The sequence below is a fragment of the Streptomyces sp. NPDC079141 genome (assembly GCF_040686775.1).
GTDB lineage: Bacteria > Actinomycetota > Actinomycetes > Streptomycetales > Streptomycetaceae > Streptomyces.
On record NZ_JBFBLP010000002.1, the window covers coordinates 514,735 to 530,504 of the forward strand.

General features: G+C 70.3%; 18 protein-coding genes. 11 read left to right on the forward strand and 7 right to left on the reverse strand.

Translation table 11 applies throughout. From position 1 onward, the window contains the following. The first annotated feature begins 45 nt into the window (after positions 1-45). Complete coding sequence (locus tag AB0Q90_RS07410; protein WP_363158050.1) at positions 46-999, forward strand: ROK family glucokinase; 954 nt, start codon at positions 46-48, stop codon at positions 997-999. Positions 1,000-1,073: 74 nt separating this feature from the next. Then, positions 1,074-1,829: an endonuclease/exonuclease/phosphatase family protein gene (locus AB0Q90_RS07415; RefSeq protein WP_363158051.1), complete on the forward strand. Its 756-nt coding sequence runs from the start codon at positions 1,074-1,076 to the stop codon at positions 1,827-1,829. On the opposite strand, the gene AB0Q90_RS07420 is transcribed toward AB0Q90_RS07415, so the two are convergent. Both AB0Q90_RS07420 and AB0Q90_RS07425 read right to left on the reverse strand, forming a co-directional pair. Then, on the reverse strand, positions 1,830-2,411 hold the full coding sequence (locus AB0Q90_RS07420; protein WP_363158052.1) for a hypothetical protein: 582 nt from the start codon (positions 2,409-2,411) through the stop codon (positions 1,830-1,832). Beyond that, on the reverse strand, positions 2,404-3,183 hold the full coding sequence (locus AB0Q90_RS07425; RefSeq protein WP_363158317.1) for an alpha/beta fold hydrolase: 780 nt from the start codon (positions 3,181-3,183) through the stop codon (positions 2,404-2,406). The genes AB0Q90_RS07420 and AB0Q90_RS07425 overlap by 8 nt, the downstream gene beginning before the upstream one ends. A gap of 149 nt (positions 3,184-3,332) precedes the next feature. Between AB0Q90_RS07425 and AB0Q90_RS07430 the strand changes: the two genes are divergently transcribed. The 5 genes from AB0Q90_RS07430 to AB0Q90_RS07450 all read left to right on the forward strand — a co-directional run bounded on the left by AB0Q90_RS07430 (position 3,333) and on the right by AB0Q90_RS07450 (position 8,239). Further along, a complete protein-coding gene (locus tag AB0Q90_RS07430) occupies positions 3,333-4,094 on the forward strand; it encodes a lysophospholipid acyltransferase family protein (RefSeq protein ID WP_363158053.1) in 762 nt (253 codons plus the stop codon). A 34-nt stretch (positions 4,095-4,128) separates the two neighbouring features. After that, positions 4,129-5,340 (forward strand): DUF5931 domain-containing protein, encoded by a 1,212-nt coding sequence (locus tag AB0Q90_RS07435; protein ID WP_363158054.1) that lies wholly within the window; start codon positions 4,129-4,131, stop codon positions 5,338-5,340. After that, positions 5,337-6,020, forward strand: coding sequence for a response regulator transcription factor (locus AB0Q90_RS07440; RefSeq protein WP_363158055.1), 684 nt, complete (start codon positions 5,337-5,339; stop codon positions 6,018-6,020). The genes AB0Q90_RS07435 and AB0Q90_RS07440 overlap by 4 nt, the downstream gene beginning before the upstream one ends. Positions 6,021-6,152: 132 nt before the next feature. After that, entirely contained in the window at positions 6,153-7,181 is a 1,029-nt protein-coding gene (locus AB0Q90_RS07445; RefSeq protein WP_363158056.1) for a 6-phosphofructokinase, read from the forward strand. Between the two features lie 62 nt (positions 7,182-7,243). Then, positions 7,244-8,239 carry a 2-hydroxyacid dehydrogenase gene (locus tag AB0Q90_RS07450; protein ID WP_363158057.1) on the forward strand — a complete coding sequence of 332 codons (996 nt, stop codon included), beginning with the start codon at positions 7,244-7,246 and terminating at the stop codon, positions 8,237-8,239. Here AB0Q90_RS07450 and AB0Q90_RS07455 read toward each other — a convergent pair. The 3 genes from AB0Q90_RS07455 to AB0Q90_RS07465 form a co-directional block, all read right to left on the reverse strand. Beyond that, complete coding sequence (locus tag AB0Q90_RS07455) at positions 8,191-10,125, reverse strand: anthranilate synthase family protein (RefSeq protein ID WP_363158058.1); 1,935 nt, start codon at positions 10,123-10,125, stop codon at positions 8,191-8,193. The genes AB0Q90_RS07450 and AB0Q90_RS07455 overlap by 49 nt on opposite strands. Positions 10,126-10,220: 95 nt before the next feature. Continuing rightward, positions 10,221-10,283 (reverse strand): trp operon leader peptide, encoded by a 63-nt coding sequence (locus tag AB0Q90_RS07460; RefSeq protein ID WP_188291734.1) that lies wholly within the window; start codon positions 10,281-10,283, stop codon positions 10,221-10,223. A gap of 9 nt (positions 10,284-10,292) precedes the next feature. Then, the gene (locus tag AB0Q90_RS07465; RefSeq protein WP_363158059.1) at positions 10,293-10,880 is read right to left on the reverse strand and encodes a TetR family transcriptional regulator; all 588 of its coding nucleotides are present in this window, start codon (positions 10,878-10,880) and stop codon (positions 10,293-10,295) included. A gap of 52 nt (positions 10,881-10,932) precedes the next feature. On the opposite strand from AB0Q90_RS07465, the gene AB0Q90_RS07470 reads away from it, so the two are divergent. From AB0Q90_RS07470 to AB0Q90_RS07480, 3 genes are all read left to right on the forward strand, one after another. Then, complete coding sequence (locus AB0Q90_RS07470; RefSeq protein WP_363158060.1) at positions 10,933-11,868, forward strand: DUF2867 domain-containing protein; 936 nt, start codon at positions 10,933-10,935, stop codon at positions 11,866-11,868. After that, positions 11,865-13,217, forward strand: coding sequence for a class II 3-deoxy-7-phosphoheptulonate synthase (locus tag AB0Q90_RS07475; protein WP_363158061.1), 1,353 nt, complete (start codon positions 11,865-11,867; stop codon positions 13,215-13,217). Before AB0Q90_RS07470 ends, AB0Q90_RS07475 begins: the two co-directional genes overlap by 4 nt. Before the next feature lie 159 nt (positions 13,218-13,376). Further along, positions 13,377-13,601 (forward strand): (2Fe-2S)-binding protein, encoded by a 225-nt coding sequence (locus AB0Q90_RS07480; RefSeq protein WP_363158062.1) that lies wholly within the window; start codon positions 13,377-13,379, stop codon positions 13,599-13,601. Here the strand turns inward: AB0Q90_RS07480 and bfr are convergent. Beyond that, on the reverse strand, positions 13,598-14,077 hold the full coding sequence (bfr, locus tag AB0Q90_RS07485) for a bacterioferritin (protein WP_363158063.1): 480 nt from the start codon (positions 14,075-14,077) through the stop codon (positions 13,598-13,600). The two genes, AB0Q90_RS07480 and bfr, sit on opposite strands and share 4 nt — an antisense overlap. A gap of 175 nt (positions 14,078-14,252) precedes the next feature. Between bfr and AB0Q90_RS07490 the strand changes: the two genes are divergently transcribed. Next, the gene (locus AB0Q90_RS07490) at positions 14,253-14,885 is read left to right on the forward strand and encodes a sulfite oxidase-like oxidoreductase (protein ID WP_363158064.1); all 633 of its coding nucleotides are present in this window, start codon (positions 14,253-14,255) and stop codon (positions 14,883-14,885) included. Position 14,886: 1 nt separating this feature from the next. Here the strand turns inward: AB0Q90_RS07490 and AB0Q90_RS07495 are convergent, their stop codons facing one another. After that, positions 14,887-15,756 carry a deoxyribonuclease IV gene (locus AB0Q90_RS07495; RefSeq protein ID WP_363158065.1) on the reverse strand — a complete coding sequence of 290 codons (870 nt, stop codon included), beginning with the start codon at positions 15,754-15,756 and terminating at the stop codon, positions 14,887-14,889. Between the last annotated feature and the right edge of the window lie 14 nt (positions 15,757-15,770).

Consider the following 15,770-nt stretch of genomic DNA (forward strand, 5'->3'; position numbering starts at 1 on the left):
GGGTACGGTTGGCCGTAGCGGGGCTCGACCGAAACTGAGGGATTCATGGGACTCACCATCGGCGTCGACATCGGCGGCACGAAGATCGCGGCCGGCGTGGTCGATGAGGAAGGCAACATCCTCTCGACCCACAAGGTGCCGACCCCGGGCACGCCCGAGGGCATCGTGGACGCCATTGCTTCCGCCGTAGAGGGTGCGCGCGCCGGCCACGAGATCGTCGGCGTGGGCATCGGAGCGGCCGGTTACGTCAACCGGCAGCGCTCCACCGTCTACTTCGCGCCGAACATCGACTGGCGCCAGGAGCCGCTGAAGGAGAAGGTCGAGGCCCGCGTGGGCCTCCCCGTCGTCGTCGAGAACGACGCCAACGCCGCGGCCTGGGGCGAGTACAAGTTCGGCGCCGGCAAGGGCCACCGCAACGTCATCTGCATCACGCTCGGCACCGGCCTCGGCGGCGGCATCATCATCGGCAACAAGCTGCGCCGCGGTCACTTCGGCGTCGCCGCCGAGTTCGGCCACATCCGGATGGTCCCCGACGGCCTGCTGTGCGGCTGCGGCTCGCAGGGCTGCTGGGAGCAGTACGCGTCGGGCCGTGCGCTGGTGAGGTACGCCAAGCAGCGCGCCAACGCCACCCCCGAGAGCGCCGAGGTCCTGCTCGGCCTGGGCGACGGCTCCCCCGAGGGCATCGAGGGCAAGCACATCTCCATGGCCGCCCGCCAGGGCGACCCGGTGGCCGTCGACTCCTACCGTGAGCTCGCCCGCTGGGCCGGCGCCGGTCTCGCCGACCTCGCCTCGCTCTTCGACCCGTCCGCGTTCATCGTCGGCGGCGGTCTCTCCGACGAGGGCGAGCTGGTCCTCGACCCGATCCGCAAGTCCTACAAGCGCTGGCTGGTGGGCGGCAACTGGCGCCCGGTCGCCGATGTGATCGCCGCCCAGCTGGGCAACAAGGCGGGCATGGTGGGCGCCGCCGACCTGGCCCGGGAGCCGGACCCGATCATGTAGCCGGTGGCCGACCGTACGTGATGAGCCCGCCGTGCCCCCCTCCGGGGCGGCGGGCCTCGTCGTATGTTGAGCGCATGGAGACGAGCAAGGAACTGCCCACCTCCCGTACCGAAGCCGATGGTTCCGCCGTGATCCGGGTGCTCAGCTACAACATCCGCTCGATGCGCGACGACACCGCGGCCCTCGCCCGGGTGATCCGCGCCTGTGCGCCCGACCTCGTCCTCGTCCAGGAAGCGCCCCGCTTCTTCCGCTGGCGCAAGAAACTGGCCCGCCTGGCCCGCGCCGCCGACCTGGTGATCCTCACCGGCGGCGCCACCGCCGCGGGCCCGGCCGTCCTCTGTTCGCTGCGGACGACCGTCGAACGCACCGAGGACGTGCTGCTCCCGCTCACCCCGGGCCGGCACCGCCGCGGCTTCGCCACCGCCGTCGTACGGTACGGCGGCACCCGTCTCGGTGTGCTGAGCTGCCATCTCTCGCTGGACCAGGGCGAGCGCCACGACCAGGCGGGCATGCTCCTTGACCGCCTCGCCGGAATGGACGTGGACCACGCGATCGCGGGCGGCGACCTCAACGACCGGCCGGGCGGCCGCGCCTTCGCCCGTATCGCCGGCAACCTCCAGGACTGCTGGGCCACTGCCCCCCACGGCGCCGAGCACACCTGGACGCGTACGGAGCCCCACCAGCGCATCGACGCGATCTTCGCCACGAAGGGCGTCGAGGTGCTCGGCTGCGGGGTGCCGCTGGGGCTGCCCGGCATCACCGGGACAGACCTGAGGGCGGCCACGGACCACCTTCCGGTGCTGGCCGCCCTCAGAATTCCGGCGAGTTAGCTAGACGACGGCCCCGCGCCCCGGATCGTCGTCGTCCTCGTCGTCCGGGCGCATGCGCATGACCAGGGTGGCGAAGCCGCCCAGGAAGCCGCCGACGCCGAGTGTCGTGAGCCACCAGGTCATGTCCCAGCTCAGCAGGACGGCGAGCAGCAGCAGGATCGGCCCGCCGATCACCGCCAGCCACGCGAACTTCGCCGTCGCGTCGGCCGCGGGCAACGGCGGCGGCTCCGGCGGGACGAAGTGGCCCTCGTCGTCCTCGCCCAGGTCCTCGTCCTTCGGCTCGGGCGCGGTGTAGTCGCGCGGGCCGACGCCGGGCGCGAAGGCGATCGAGCTGCCCAGCGGCTTGGCCGGCTCCGCCTTCTCGTCCGTGGCCTTCTCGTCGCCCTTGTCGCCCTCGTCGTCGTTCGTCTCGGCCTCAAGCAGCGCCAGGTCCTCGACGGACTTGAACGGCTTGGCACCCGGCGGGTCCGGCGGCTCCTCGCCGTACCCGGCGACGATCGCGGCCCAGGCGGCATCCTCGTCGAACCGGGCACCCTGATCGTCCGGCTCGCGGTCCTCGCGGTCGGAGTCGTGCTCAGCCACCTACGGCCGTCCCTTCCTTGCCGAGACTGGGGGCGATCCGGTTCATGAACGCGTAGCTCTCCTCGAAGATCCGGTCCGCGTCATGGTCCAACGTCGCCACGTGGTAGCTCTGTTCCAGCACGATCTCCGTCACGTCCGTCGACGACACCCGGCTGAGGACGCGGGCCGAGTCGGCCGGCGGCACCACATGGTCCTGCACGCTGTGCAGGAGCAGCAGCGGCTGGGTGACCTGCGGCAGTTCCCCGTCGACCAGCCGGAAGAAGAGCCGCAGGGAGTGCGCGGCGTGCAGCGGCACACGCGTGTAGCCGAGTTCCTCGCTGCCCTCCTTGGCGATGTCGCTGGCGATGCCGTTCGTCGACCGGACGAGGTGACGGGCCACCGGAAGGGCGTACGCCGACAGGCCGTGCACCTTGTTGGCCGGGTTGACGACCACCACGCCGTCGACCGCGCCGCCGTGCTTGGCGGCCAGCCGCAGGGCCAGCGCGCCGCCCATGGACAGCCCGGCGACGAACACGCGCGTGCAGCGCTCGCGCAGGGCGCGCAGCTCGCGGTCCACCTCCGCGTACCAGTCCTGCCAGCCGGTGAGCTGCATGTCCTCCCAGCGCGTGCCGTGCCCGGGCAGCAGGGGCAGCGAGACGGTCAGGCCGCGCTCGGCGAGATACTCCGCCCAGGGGCGCAGCGACTGCGGGGAACCGGTGAAGCCGTGGCAGAGGAGGACTCCGACCTCCCCGCCCTCATGGCGGTACGGCTCGGCTCCAGGAAGGACCGGCACCTTCGGTCTCCTGTTCATGAGGTCGATTGCAGGTACTTCACCGTACGCGACCGCACTGACACCGACCAGGGTCGTCGGGGTCTTTGACAGCGCTCCGGGTTAAGGTCTGATCGACAGACACAGGAGGCACACGGTTGTTGTACGGCGCGATGAAGGTATCCATCGGGGGGCCGCTGAAGCTCGCCTTCAGGCCCTGGGTGGAAGGCCTGGAGAACATTCCCGCCGAGGGCCCCGCGATCCTGGCGAGCAACCACCTCTCGTTCTCCGACTCGTTCTTCCTGCCCGCGGTCCTGGACCGCAAGGTCACCTTCATCGCGAAGGCCGAGTACTTCACCACGCCCGGCCTCAAGGGCCGGATGACCGCGGCCTTCTTCAAGGGCGTCGGCCAGCTCCCGGTGGACCGCTCCGGGGCGCGCGGTGCGGGCGAGGCCGCCATCAAGAGCGGCATCGAGGTCATCGAGCGCGGTGAGCTGTTCGGGATCTACCCGGAGGGCACCCGTTCGCCGGACGGCCGGCTGTACCGGGGCAAGCCCGGCGGCCTCGCGCGCGTGGCGCTCGCCACCGGCGCGCCGGTCATCCCCGTCGCCATGATCGACACCGAGAAGATCCAGCCGCCGGGCAAGGTGATGCCCAAGCTGATGCGGCCGGGCATCCGCATCGGCAAGCCCCTGGACTTCGGCCGCTACCAGGGCATGGAGCACGACCGCTTCGTGCTCCGCGCGGTGACCGACGAGGTCATGTACGAGATCATGAAGCTCTCCGGCCAGGAGTACGTCGACATGTACGCGACCGCCGCCAAGCGGCAGATCGCGGACGCGGCGAAGGCCGAGAAGGAAGCGGAGAAGGCGGCGAAGGCCGCGCTCGCGAAGGCCGAGAAGGATCAGGCGGAAAAGGAGAAGTCCGACTCCTAGGCGGGGCAGTCTGGGGGTCGGGTGGGGGGAAGCCATGGCCAAGCGCGAGAAAGTCATGAGGATGTCGGTCGAGCAGCCGCTGTGGGGTGCGCTCAGGGGGTACCGGGTCCTGACGCTGCTGTACGCGATCGGCCTGTTCGTCAGCGCCTACGACGAGTTCGCCCGGCCCTGGGTCGCGATCGCCTACTTCGCCGTCCTGGCGGTGTGGACGTTCGCGACGTTGCCCAAGGTCTCGGGCGCCGCGGCCTGCACCAAGCGGTTCCTCGCGGCGGACCTGACCATCGCGCTCGTCGGCATCCTGCTCACCCGCTTCGCCGACTCGACCGCGCATATAGAGTCGGGCAGCCCGACACTGCCGTCGATATGGACGGCCGGTTCGGTGCTGGCGTTCGCCATCAAGGGCGGCTGGCGCTGGGCCGCCTTCGCCTCCACGCTCGTCGCCGTCGCCAACCTCCTGCACCGCGGCACCCCGGCCCGCGACACCGTGCACGCCGTGATCCTCGTCTGGGTCGCCTCCATCGCCATCGGCTACGTCGTCGAGGTCGCCCGCGCCTCCGAGCGCACCCTGGCCCGCGCCCTGGAGATCGAGGCCGCCACCCGTGAGCGTGAACGGCTCGCCCGGGACATCCACGACAGCGTGCTCCAGGTGCTCGCCATGGTGCAGCGGCGCGGCGCCGTCATCGGCGGTGAGGCGGCCGAGCTGGGCCGGCTGGCCGGCGAGCAGGAGGTGGCGCTGCGCACCCTGGTCTCCGGCGGCCTGACGCCCGTCTCCCGGGTGTCGGAGGACGCGGCCCAGGGGGCGCTCGTACGGGCCGTGGAGGAGCCGGACGACTCCGACGGTCCCGTCGATCTGCGGGCGCTGCTCGCCCCGTACGCCGGATCGCGGGTCAACCTCGCCGAGCCCGGCGCGCCCGTCGTCCTGCCCCCGGCCGCCGCGCGCGAGCTGGCCGCGGCCGTCGGGGCCGCCCTGGACAATGTGCGCAGGCACGCCGGGGAGCACGCGCGCGCGTGGATCCTCGTGGAGGACGAGCCCGACGAGGTGATCGTGACCGTCCGCGACGACGGCCCCGGCATCCCCGAGGGGCGGCTCGCGCAGGCCGAGGGGGAGGGGCGGCTCGGGGTCGCCCTGTCGATCCGGGGGCGGCTGCGGGACATCGGCGGCAGCGCCGACCTCATCTCGGTGCCCGGGCAGGGCACCGAAGTGGAACTGAAGGTACCGAAGCAGATGTCACGGGGGATGCGATGAGCGAGCGACCGAGCGGCCCGATCAAGGTGATGGTGGTCGACGACCACCCCATGTGGCGCGACGCCGTCGCCCGCGACCTGGCCGAGTCCGGCTTCGACGTGGTCGCCACCGCGGGCGACGGCGACCAGGCGGTGCGCCGCGCCAAGGCCGCCGCCCCCGACGTCCTCGTCCTCGACCTGAACCTGCCCGCCAAGCCGGGCGTCCAGGTCTGCAAGGAGCTGGTCGGCCACAATCCCGCCCTGCGTGTCCTCGTCCTGTCGGCCAGCGGCGAGCACGCCGACGTCCTGGAGGCGGTGAAGTCGGGCGCCACCGGCTATCTGCTGAAGTCGGCCTCGACGGAGGAGCTGCTGGACGCGGTGCGCCGTACGGCCGTGGGCGACCCGGTGTTCACCCCGGGACTGGCCGGCCTGGTCCTCGGCGAGTACCGCCGTCTGGCCTCCGAGCCCGCGCCCGCCGCGCAGGACGCCGACCAGCCCGGCGCCCCGCGGCTCACCGACCGGGAGACCGAGGTGCTGCGGCTGGTCGCCAAGGGCCTGAGCTACAAACAGATCGCCGAACGCCTGGTCATCTCCCACCGCACGGTGCAGAACCACGTCCAGAACACCCTCGGCAAGCTGCAACTGCACAACAGGGTCGAGCTGGTGCGCTACGCGATAGAGCGCGGCCTCGACGACGAGTGACCCACGAGCTTGACGGCGGGTAAACCAACCGCCCGACGTTTCACCGGAATTGCCCTTCCCGCCCATCCCTCTGTGACCTGGATCACCATTAGCGTGAGCCGTATCAGGCAACCGCGGCGAAGGGACATTTCCATGCGGGTCGGAGTACTGACCGGAGGCGGCGACTGCCCCGGTCTCAACGCCGTCATCCGGGCCATCGTCCGCAAGGGCGTGCAGGAGTACGGATACGACTTCGTCGGCTTCCGGGACGGCTGGCGCGGTCCGCTCGACGGTGACAGCGTGCGTCTCGACATCCCCGCCGTGCGTGGCATCCTGCCCCGCGGCGGCACCATCCTCGGTTCCTCGCGCACCAATCCGCTCAAGCACGAGAACGGCATCCGCCGGATCAAGGAGAACCTCGCCAAACAGGAGGTCGACGCGCTCATCACGATCGGCGGCGAGGACACGCTGGGCGTGGCCGCGCAGTTGTCGGACGACTACGGGGTGCCCTGTGTCGGGGTGCCGAAGACGATCGACAACGACCTGTCCGCCACCGACTACACCTTCGGCTTCGACACCGCCGTAGGCATCGCGACCGAGGCCATCGACCGGCTGCACACCACCGCCGAGTCCCATATGCGCGTCCTGGTGGTGGAGGTGATGGGCCGTCACGCAGGCTGGATCGCCATCCACTCCGGCCTCGCGGGCGGCGCCAACGTCATCCTCATCCCCGAGCAGCGCTTCGACACCGAGCAGGTGTGCGCCTGGGTGACCTCCCGGTTCAAGGCGTCGTACGCGCCGATCGTGGTCGTCGCCGAGGGTGCGATGCCGAAGGACGGCGACATGGTCCTCAAGGACGAGTCGCTGGACTCCTTCGGGCATGTGCGGCTCTCCGGCGTCGGCGAGTGGCTGGCCAAGGAGATCGAGAAGCGGACGGGCAAGGAGGCCCGTACGACGGTCCTCGGCCACGTCCAGCGGGGCGGCACGCCCAGCGCCTTCGACCGCTGGCTGGCCACCCGGTTCGGACTGCACGCCATCGAGGCGGTCCGCGACGGCGACTTCGGCAAGATGGTCGCCCTGCGCGGCACGGACATCGTGCGCGTGCCCATCGCGGAGGCGACGGCGAAGCTGAAGACGGTGGATCCGAAGCTGTACGACGAGGTCGGGGTGTTCTTCGGCTGACGCGGCACCCGTGGGTTATGGGCCGTATATTCGGCCCATAACCCAATGAAACGGGAGCAGTCTTGGAGATCCTTGCCTTCGGTGTCCAGGCGGACGAGAAGCCCCTGATCGAGCAGGCCTTCCGGGGCCACCACGAGGTGCGCTGTCTGGATGTCTTCCTCAACGAGGACACCGCACCGATCGCGGCCGGCTACGAGATCGTCTCCACCAGCGTCAACGCCGACCTCGGCCCACGTGTCCTGCGGATCCTCGCGGCCGGCGGCACGCAGATGATCGCCCAGCGCTCCACCGGCTTCAACAACATCGACCTCGACGTCGCCGAACGCGTCGGCATGACGGTCGCCCGGGTCTCGTACTACTCGCCGTACTCCGTCGCCGAGTTCGCCTGGACCCTCGCCATGGCGGTCAACCGCCGTATCGTCCGGGCCTCCATCCGCACCCGCGACTTCGACTTCCGGCTCGACGGGCTGATGGGCCGTGACATGCACGGCCGCACCGCGGGCGTCCTCGGCACCGGAAAGATCGGCGAGGCGTTCGCCCGGATCGCCCACGGCTTCGGCATGAAGCTGCTCGGCTGGGACGTCGCCGAGAACCCGGCCTGCATGGAACTCGGCATGAAGTACGTGCCCAAGGACCAGCTGCTGGCCGAGTCCGACCTGATCAGCCTGCACGTCCCGCTGATGCCGGAGACCCGGAACCTGATCGACGCGGCCGCGCTGAAGTCGATGCGGAACGACGCGATCCTGGTGAACTCCAGCCGCGGCGGCCTGATCGACACCGCGGCCCTCGTCACCGAACTGCGCGCCGGCCGGTTCACCGGCGTCGGCCTCGACGTGTACGAGGCGGAGGCGGGCCTGTTCTTCCTCGACAAGTCCCTGGAGGCCGTCGAGGACGACACCCTGGCCCGCCTGGTCACCTTCCCGAACGTCCTGGTCACCTCGCACCAGGCGTACTACACCGCGGACGCCGTCGGCCAGATCATCGACACCACGGTCAAGAACGTCCTCGACTACAAGGAGGGCCGCCGCTCGGAGAACGTACTGGTGCCGCGCAGCTGACCGACCAGCTCCCGGACGACCGCGGCGCCGTCCAGCGTCAGGACCGACTCGGGGTGGAACTGCACCCCGGCGAACCCCTCTCCGCGCAGCGCGTGGACCTCGTACGAGGCGCTGCGGCTGACCTCGACACCGTGCGCGGCCAGCTCCGCTGCCGCCTCGTCGTCGCAGTGCGCCACGAAGCTGTTGTAGAAGCCGACGGTCTCGGTCCGCCCGAACAGGTCGATCTCCGTCTGGGCCCCCTGGTACGGCACTTCCTTGCGTACGATCTCCAGCCCCAGCTCGGCCGCGATCAGCTCGTGGCCGAGACAGACGCCGAGGACGCCGTGCCGGTGGCTCCGGATCACCTCGGCGGTCAGGCCGCGCAGGAACCGCATCTTGGGGTCGGCGGTGTCGGACGGGTCGCCCGGTCCGGGGCCGAGGACGAGCGGCCCCTCGTGCGCGAGCACGGCCTCCCGCAGCCCCGGCTCGTCGTACCGGCGGACGGTGACGTCGAGGCCGCTCGACCGCAGGACATGCGCGAGCATCGCCGTGAAGGTGTCCTCGCCGTCGACCACCAGGGCATGCCCGGTCAGCTCGTCGGACCGGTCCTGCATCCGCAGCCAGAAGGGGGCGAGCGAGGCGCGGCGCCCGTCGAGCGCGGCACGCACGCGGGGGTCGTCGGACAGCCGGGGGCGGGTGCCCTCCGTACGCGGCCGGGACGGACGTACGCCCAGAGCCGCCAGCACGCCCGCCGCCTTCGCGTGGGTCTCGGCGACCTCGCTCGCCGGGTCCGAGCCCCGGACGAGGGTCGCGCCGACCGGCACGCGCAGCCGGCCGTCGGCGGAGATGTCGGCGGTGCGGATGAGGATGGGGGAGTCGAGGGTCTGCGCGCCGCCGGAATCCCGGCCCAGGAGGGCGAGCGCCCCCGCGTAGTAGCCGCGCCCGCCCACCTCGTGACGCTCGATCACCCGGCAGGCGTTCTGCACGGGGGAGCCGGTGACGGTGGCCGCGAACATGGTCTCCTTCAGGACCTCCCGGACGTCCAGCGAGGACTTCCCGCGCAACTCGTACTCGGTGTGCGCGAGATGGGCCATCTCCTTGAGCCGAGGCCCGATGACGACGCCGCCCATGTCGCCGACGGTGCACATCATCTTGAGCTCCTCGTCGACGACCATCGACAGCTCCTCGATCTCCTTGCCGTCGGCGAGGAAGTCGAGCAGGTGCTCGGGGGTGGGGCCCTCGGCGGGATAGCGGTACGTTCCGCTGATCGGGTTCATGACGACCGTGCCGCCGGACATCCGCACATGCACCTCGGGACTCGCCCCGACCAGGGTCCGCCCACCCGTCTCCCACCCCCGCCCTTCCAAGGAAGGCCCTTCGGGCCCCTTTTGATTTCCGGTGTGCACGACGAACGTCCAGTACGCGCCCCGCTCGCCTTCGAGGAGCCGCCGGAACAGGGCGAGGGCGTCCTTGCGGGAGAAGCCCGGGATCTCCCCCTCGTACGTCCGCCGGATCACGAAGTTGGCGCCCTCGCCCCGCCCGATCTCCTCCCGCAGCACCCGGCCGACGATCTCCGCGTACTCCTCGTCGGCCACGTCGAAGCCGCCCCGCTCGACGCGCACGTCATGGGCGGGAAGCTGATCGAGGGCCCGGGCGAGCGGGATCTCGTACGTCTCCTCGGGGATCAGCACCGACAGCGGCGTCCCGTCGTCGCGGACGTCGAAGCCGCGCTCGCGGATCTGGCGGAACGGGACGAGCGCGAGGCCCTCTTCGGGGAGGTCGGCGAGGCGGTCGTGGGCGGTGACCTCGCCGATCAGCACTTCGACCACGTCGTGGTCGTGGCCGGGGGTGCGGCGGCGCAGCAGGGCGAACGGGCGGGGATCGTTCAGCAGACCGAGCAGGTTCATGGTCCGTGCTCCTTCTCAGGGGGAGAGGAGCGGGCCGCCGGAAACACCGAAGGCCGCCCCTCGGGCGGCCTTCGCGAAGTCTTGCGTACGCGCAGTCAGTGGGCCGCCGGAGAAGCGGTCCACCACCAGTTCTGGATCTGGGTCGAGTGCGCGAACATGCCCCGACCCTAGCGCATCAGCAGCAGATCGAGGGCGCGGTCGAGATAGCCCGTCAGCGCGTCGCCCTCCGGGAGGGTGGCGGGGACGGCGTGGGCGAGCTGGGCGTGGCCCAGATAGACGCTGTAGGCGAGCAGCCCGCGCCGCCGCGCCTCCGGCTCGGGGAAGCCGGCCTCGGCGAAGAGCTGTGCCACATAGGCGACCCGGCGTTCGGTGACGCGGCCGAGCACAGACGCGACACGGGGGTCGTCGGCGGTCGCCAGCAGCGTGACCTCCAGCGGATCGTCCGCCGCCGACCGGATCGCCTCGGCGAACAGCAGGCGCAGCCGCTGCTCCGGATCTGGCTCCGCCTCCAGCTCGGTGATGAGCGCCTCGGTCTCGGTCTCGGCCCAGCGCTCCAGCGCCGCCTCGATCAGCGCGTCCCGGTTGGCGAAGTGCCAGTAGAAGCTGCCCTTGGTGGTGCCGAGCCGGGTGGCGAGCGGTTCCACGGCGACGGCGGCGAGCCCGCCCTCGCTCATCGCGACGAGCGCGGCGTCGGCCCAGTCGGCGGCGCTCAGCCGGGCTTTGCCGGAGGTCTTGCGGGGGAGGCGTTGCACCATGACCGTACGGTACCGTACGGTTGACCATACGCCACCGTATGGAGGTGCTCCGATGGGCACTGTACGCAACGTTCACGACCGTGTTCTGGCCGCACCCGCCGAGCGTGTCGGCCCCCTCCTGGACCGGCTCGCCGCCCCCGACGACCCGCTCTTCCCGAGCCCCGCCTGGCCCCCCGCCCGTTTCGACCGGCCGCTCTCCGTCGGCGCCGTCGGCGGTCACGGCCCGGTGCGCTACTCGGTCGCCGAGTACGAACCGGGCCGCCGTATCCGCTTCGCCTTCGACCCGCCCGGCACCGGCTTCCACGAGCTGTCGGTCGAGCCGCTCGGTGCCGGCCGCTGCCGCATCCGCCACCTCCTGGAACAGCCCCAGCCGCTCGGCGAGCGCCTGGGCTGGTTGCTCGCGGTGCGCGCGATGCACGGCTCGGTCATCGAGGAGCTGTTCGACAACGCCGAGCTGGCCGCCACCGGCTCCGTCGCCCGGCCCGTGCGCCGCGGCCGGTACGTCCGCCTGCTCCAGCGGCTCAGCTGGGACCGCCCGGAGACCGTCGAGGTGCCCGAAGGGGCCGCCCTGCTGCGCGCCGCCTTCCGCGCGCCCGACTACGCCGACGCCTACGCCCTGGAGCTGCGCCCGGGGATGCCGACCGACCCGGCGGCCTGGGAGGGCACGCTCCGGGGTACCCCGGTGGTCGGCCGTACGGACGACGAGGTCCTGCTCGGCGAGGACGCCGGCCATCTCGACTACCGCGCCTCGGTCCTGGTGGACGTGGCGGCCGGGAGGGTCACCCTCGGCTCGGTGGTCCGGATCCACAACTGGCGCGGTCGTCTGTACTGGTCCGTCGTCCGCCACGCCCACCCCTTCATGGCCCGGCTGATGCTCCGGCGCACCCACCGGCGGCTCGCGCTGGCCGCCGCGAGTGAGCGCGCTGCGTCTCACTTGGTGAGCCAGGGAATGGACGACGGACACAACCCCGTAATGTTGACGCCGTGACCGTGAACGCTAAGACCAGCGCGAGCGCTGGCAACACCTGGCGAAACCTGCCCGCGGCGCAGCAGCCCGAGTACCCCGACACCGAGGCTCTGCGCGCAGTGATCGCGGACCTTGAGTCGTATCCGCCGCTCGTCTTCGCGGGCGAGTGCGACCAGCTGCGCGCCCGGATGGCGGCCGTCGCCAAGGGAGAGGCGTTCCTCCTCCAGGGCGGCGACTGCGCCGAGGCGTTCGACGCGGTGTCCGCCGACCACATCCGCAACAAGCTCAAGACCCTGCTCCAGATGGGCGCCGTGCTCACGTACGCCGCCTCGGTGCCGGTCGTGAAGGTCGGCCGTATCGCCGGCCAGTACTCCAAGCCCCGCTCCAAGGGCACCGAGACCCGGGACGGCGTGACCCTGCCGACCTACCGCGGCGACTCGGTCAACGGCTTCGACTTCAACGAGGCCGCCCGCGTTCCGGACCCCGAGCGCCTGAAGCGGATGTACAACGCCTCCGCCTCCACGCTCAACCTGGTGCGCGCCTTCACCACCGGCGGCTACGCCGACCTGCGCCAGGTGCACGCCTGGAACCAGGACTTCGTGAAGTCGTCCCCGTCCGGTCAGCGCTACGAGCAGCTCGCCCGCGAGATCGACAACGCGCTGAACTTCATGCACGCCTGCGGGGCCGACCCGGAGGAGTTCAAGACCGTCGAGTTCTACTCCTCGCACGAGGCGCTGCTGCTCGACTACGAGTCCGCGCTCACCCGCGTCGACTCCCGCACCGGACAGCTCTACGACGTCTCCGCGCACATGGTGTGGATCGGTGAGCGCACCCGGCAGCTGGACCACGCGCACATCGAGTTCGCGTCGAAGATCCGCAACCCGATCGGCATCAAGCTCGGCCCGACGACGACGGCCGAGGAGGCGCTGCAGTACATCGAGCGTCTGGACCCCGACCGTGAGCCGGGCCGGCTGACCTTCATCGTCCGCATGGGCGCCGACAAGGTCCGCGACAAGCTGCCCGAGCTGGTCGAGAAGGTCACGGCGTCCGGGGCCACGGTGGCCTGGGTGACCGACCCGATGCACGGCAACACCTTCGAGGCGGCCTCCGGCCACAAGACCCGCCGCTTCGACGACGTGCTCGACGAGGTCAAGGGCTTCTTCGAGGTCCACAAGGCCCTCGGCACCCACCCGGGCGGCATCCATGTCGAGCTCACCGGTGACGATGTCACCGAGTGCGTGGGCGGCGGCGACGAGATCTTCGTCGACGACCTGCACCAGCGCTACGAGACGGCCTGCGACCCCCGCCTGAACCGCAGCCAGTCCCTTGACCTGGCCTTCCTGGTCGCGGAGATGTACAGGGACCAGTAGCCGGTTCGGTTGTTACACAACAGCACATTGGGGCGCGGATCACATACGATCCGCGCCCCGTGCCACTTTTAAGGCTCCTGTGTGACGGGTAAGGTTAGGTTAGCCTCACCGATCAATCGGGATGGCACGACCTTTCAATCCCGCCGGGAGGTGAACCGCGTGTACGTCTGCAGTTGCTTCGGCATCACCGAGCAGCAGGTCAAGAAGCACGCGGCGGACGGCGCCTGCACCCCTCGCCAGATAGCGTCCGCCTGCAAGGCGGGCACGGACTGCGGGTCGTGCGTACGGCGCATCCAGGCGATCCTCGGCCGGGGGGCGTGCCCTCGCCGTGAGCTGGCCGATCAGGGTCAGCCGGTCCTCGCCGAGCTCGACGAAGCCGCCTAGCTCTCCGGCTGCTCGATCAGCTGGGCGATGTAGAGCGCCTCACCGAGCTTCTCCAGCAGTTCCAGCTGGGTGTCGAGGTAGTCGATGTGGTGCTCCTCGTCCTCAAGGATCGACTCGAAGATGTTCGCGGACGTGATGTCGCCCTTGTTGCGCATCACCTCGATGCCGCGCTTGAGGCGGTCGATCGCCTCGACCTCGATCATCCGGTCGGCCTCGAACATCTCCTTGACCGTCTGCCCGATCCGGACGTGGAACAGCCGCTGGTAGTTGGGCAGCCCCTCCAGGAACAGGATCCGGTCGGTGAGCACCTCCGCGTGCTTCATCTCGTCGAACGACTCGTGCCGCGTGTACTTGGCGAGCTTCGTCCAGCCGAAGTTCTCCTGCATCTTCGCGTGCAGGAAGTACTGGTTGATCGCGGTGAGCTCGCCGGTCAGCTGCTCGTTCAGGAATTCGATGACCTCGGGGTCGCCCTGCATCGCAGAGGCTCCTTCCAAGCGGGGGGAACTGGCAGGTTGCGCCGCATCCTTGCACCGGTAACGAAGATCGTCCAGTAAGTCTTCACTTAGTAAGTAAGTGCATGCTTAGTCCAATTTGGGCGGTTTGGGATCGGGCTGGTCCTGTGCACTGCTCCGGGTCTGTCAGGATGGAGACATGGGTCAGCCGGTGGAGAGCGAATCTGGAGGAGCGGTACAGCCGGAGCTCCCGCCGGGGCAGCGACTGCAACGCGGCTGGCCGGTCACCCACTACGGGCCGGTCCCCAAGTTCCGCCCCGAGCGCTGGGAGTTCAGGGTCTTCGGCGCCACCGCCGACGGCGAGAAGCACTGCTGGAACCACGAGGAGTTCGCGGCCCTGCCGTACAAGACCGTCGTGGCCGATCTGCACTGCGTCACGAAGTTCAGCATGCTCGGATCCGAGTGGGGCGGCATTCCGGCGCGGACGATCCTGGAGATCGCCCCGCCCGCGCCCGCTGTCACCCATGTGATGGTGTGGGCCGAGTACGGCTTCAGCTCGAACCTACGCCTCGCGGACTTCGCCGCCGAGGAAACCATCTTCGCCACCCACAAGGACGGCGAACTGCTCACCGCCGAGCACGGCTTCCCGCTCCGCCTCGTCGTCCCCCACCTGTACGCCTGGAAGGGCCCCAAGTGGGTCCGCGGCGTCGAGTACATGACCGCCGACCGCCGCGGCTTCTGGGAGGAGCGCGGCTATCACAACATCGGCGATCCCTGGAAGGAACAGCGGTACTCGTACCAGGAGGAGCCCGGGGACGGGCCGGAGCTGTGACCTAGGCGTCCCGGAGCTTCTTCAGCCGCTCCACGTCCGCCGCGTGCCCCTCCTTGCCGCCGGGCGTCTCGATGATCAGCGGTACACCCTCGGTGGCGGGGTGGGTCATCAGGGCCCGGAACGGGTCCTCGCCGATATGGCCCGAGCCAATGTTCTCGTGGCGGTCCTTGTGTGCGCCCACCACATCCTTGGAGTCGTTGGCGTGGATCAGCTTCAGCCTGCCCTCGCCGACCGTCTCCACCAGCAGGTCCAGCGTCTGATGCATCCCGCTCGGCCCGGTCAGGTCGTGGCCCGCCGCGAAGATGTGGCAGGTGTCCAGGCACACGCCCAGCTTCGGATGGGCGTCCAGCGCCTCGAAGTAGGGACCGAAGTCCCAGGTGCGCGAGCACAGCGAGGCACCCTGGCCGGCGGTGGACTCCAGCAGCAGATACGGATCGTCGTCGTGGGTGAGCTCGTCGAGCAGCGGCAGCAGATACTCCCGCACCTGCTTCAGGGCCACGGACCGGTCCCGCCCGCCGGTCGCGCTGCCCGTGTGCACGACCACGCCGCGCGCCCCGATCTCCCGCCCGCGCCGCAGCGAGTGGCGCAGCGACTCCACCGACTTCTCGACCGTCGCCTCGGTGTGCGAGCCGAAGTTGATCAGATACGGGGCATGGACGTACGCCGGGATCGACTCGGCGGCGCAGGCCGCACGGAACTCCTCGTCCTGCCGCGGATTGCCGACGGGTGTCGCCCAGCCGCGCGGGTTGGCGACGAAGACCTGCACGGTCTCGGCCTTGAGGTCACGGGCGTAGGCCAGACCCACGGAGTTCAGGCCGCCGGCCACCGGGACATGGCCGCCGACGGGGTTGCGGAGTTGCTCGATGCTCACCCGTTCAGGGTGTC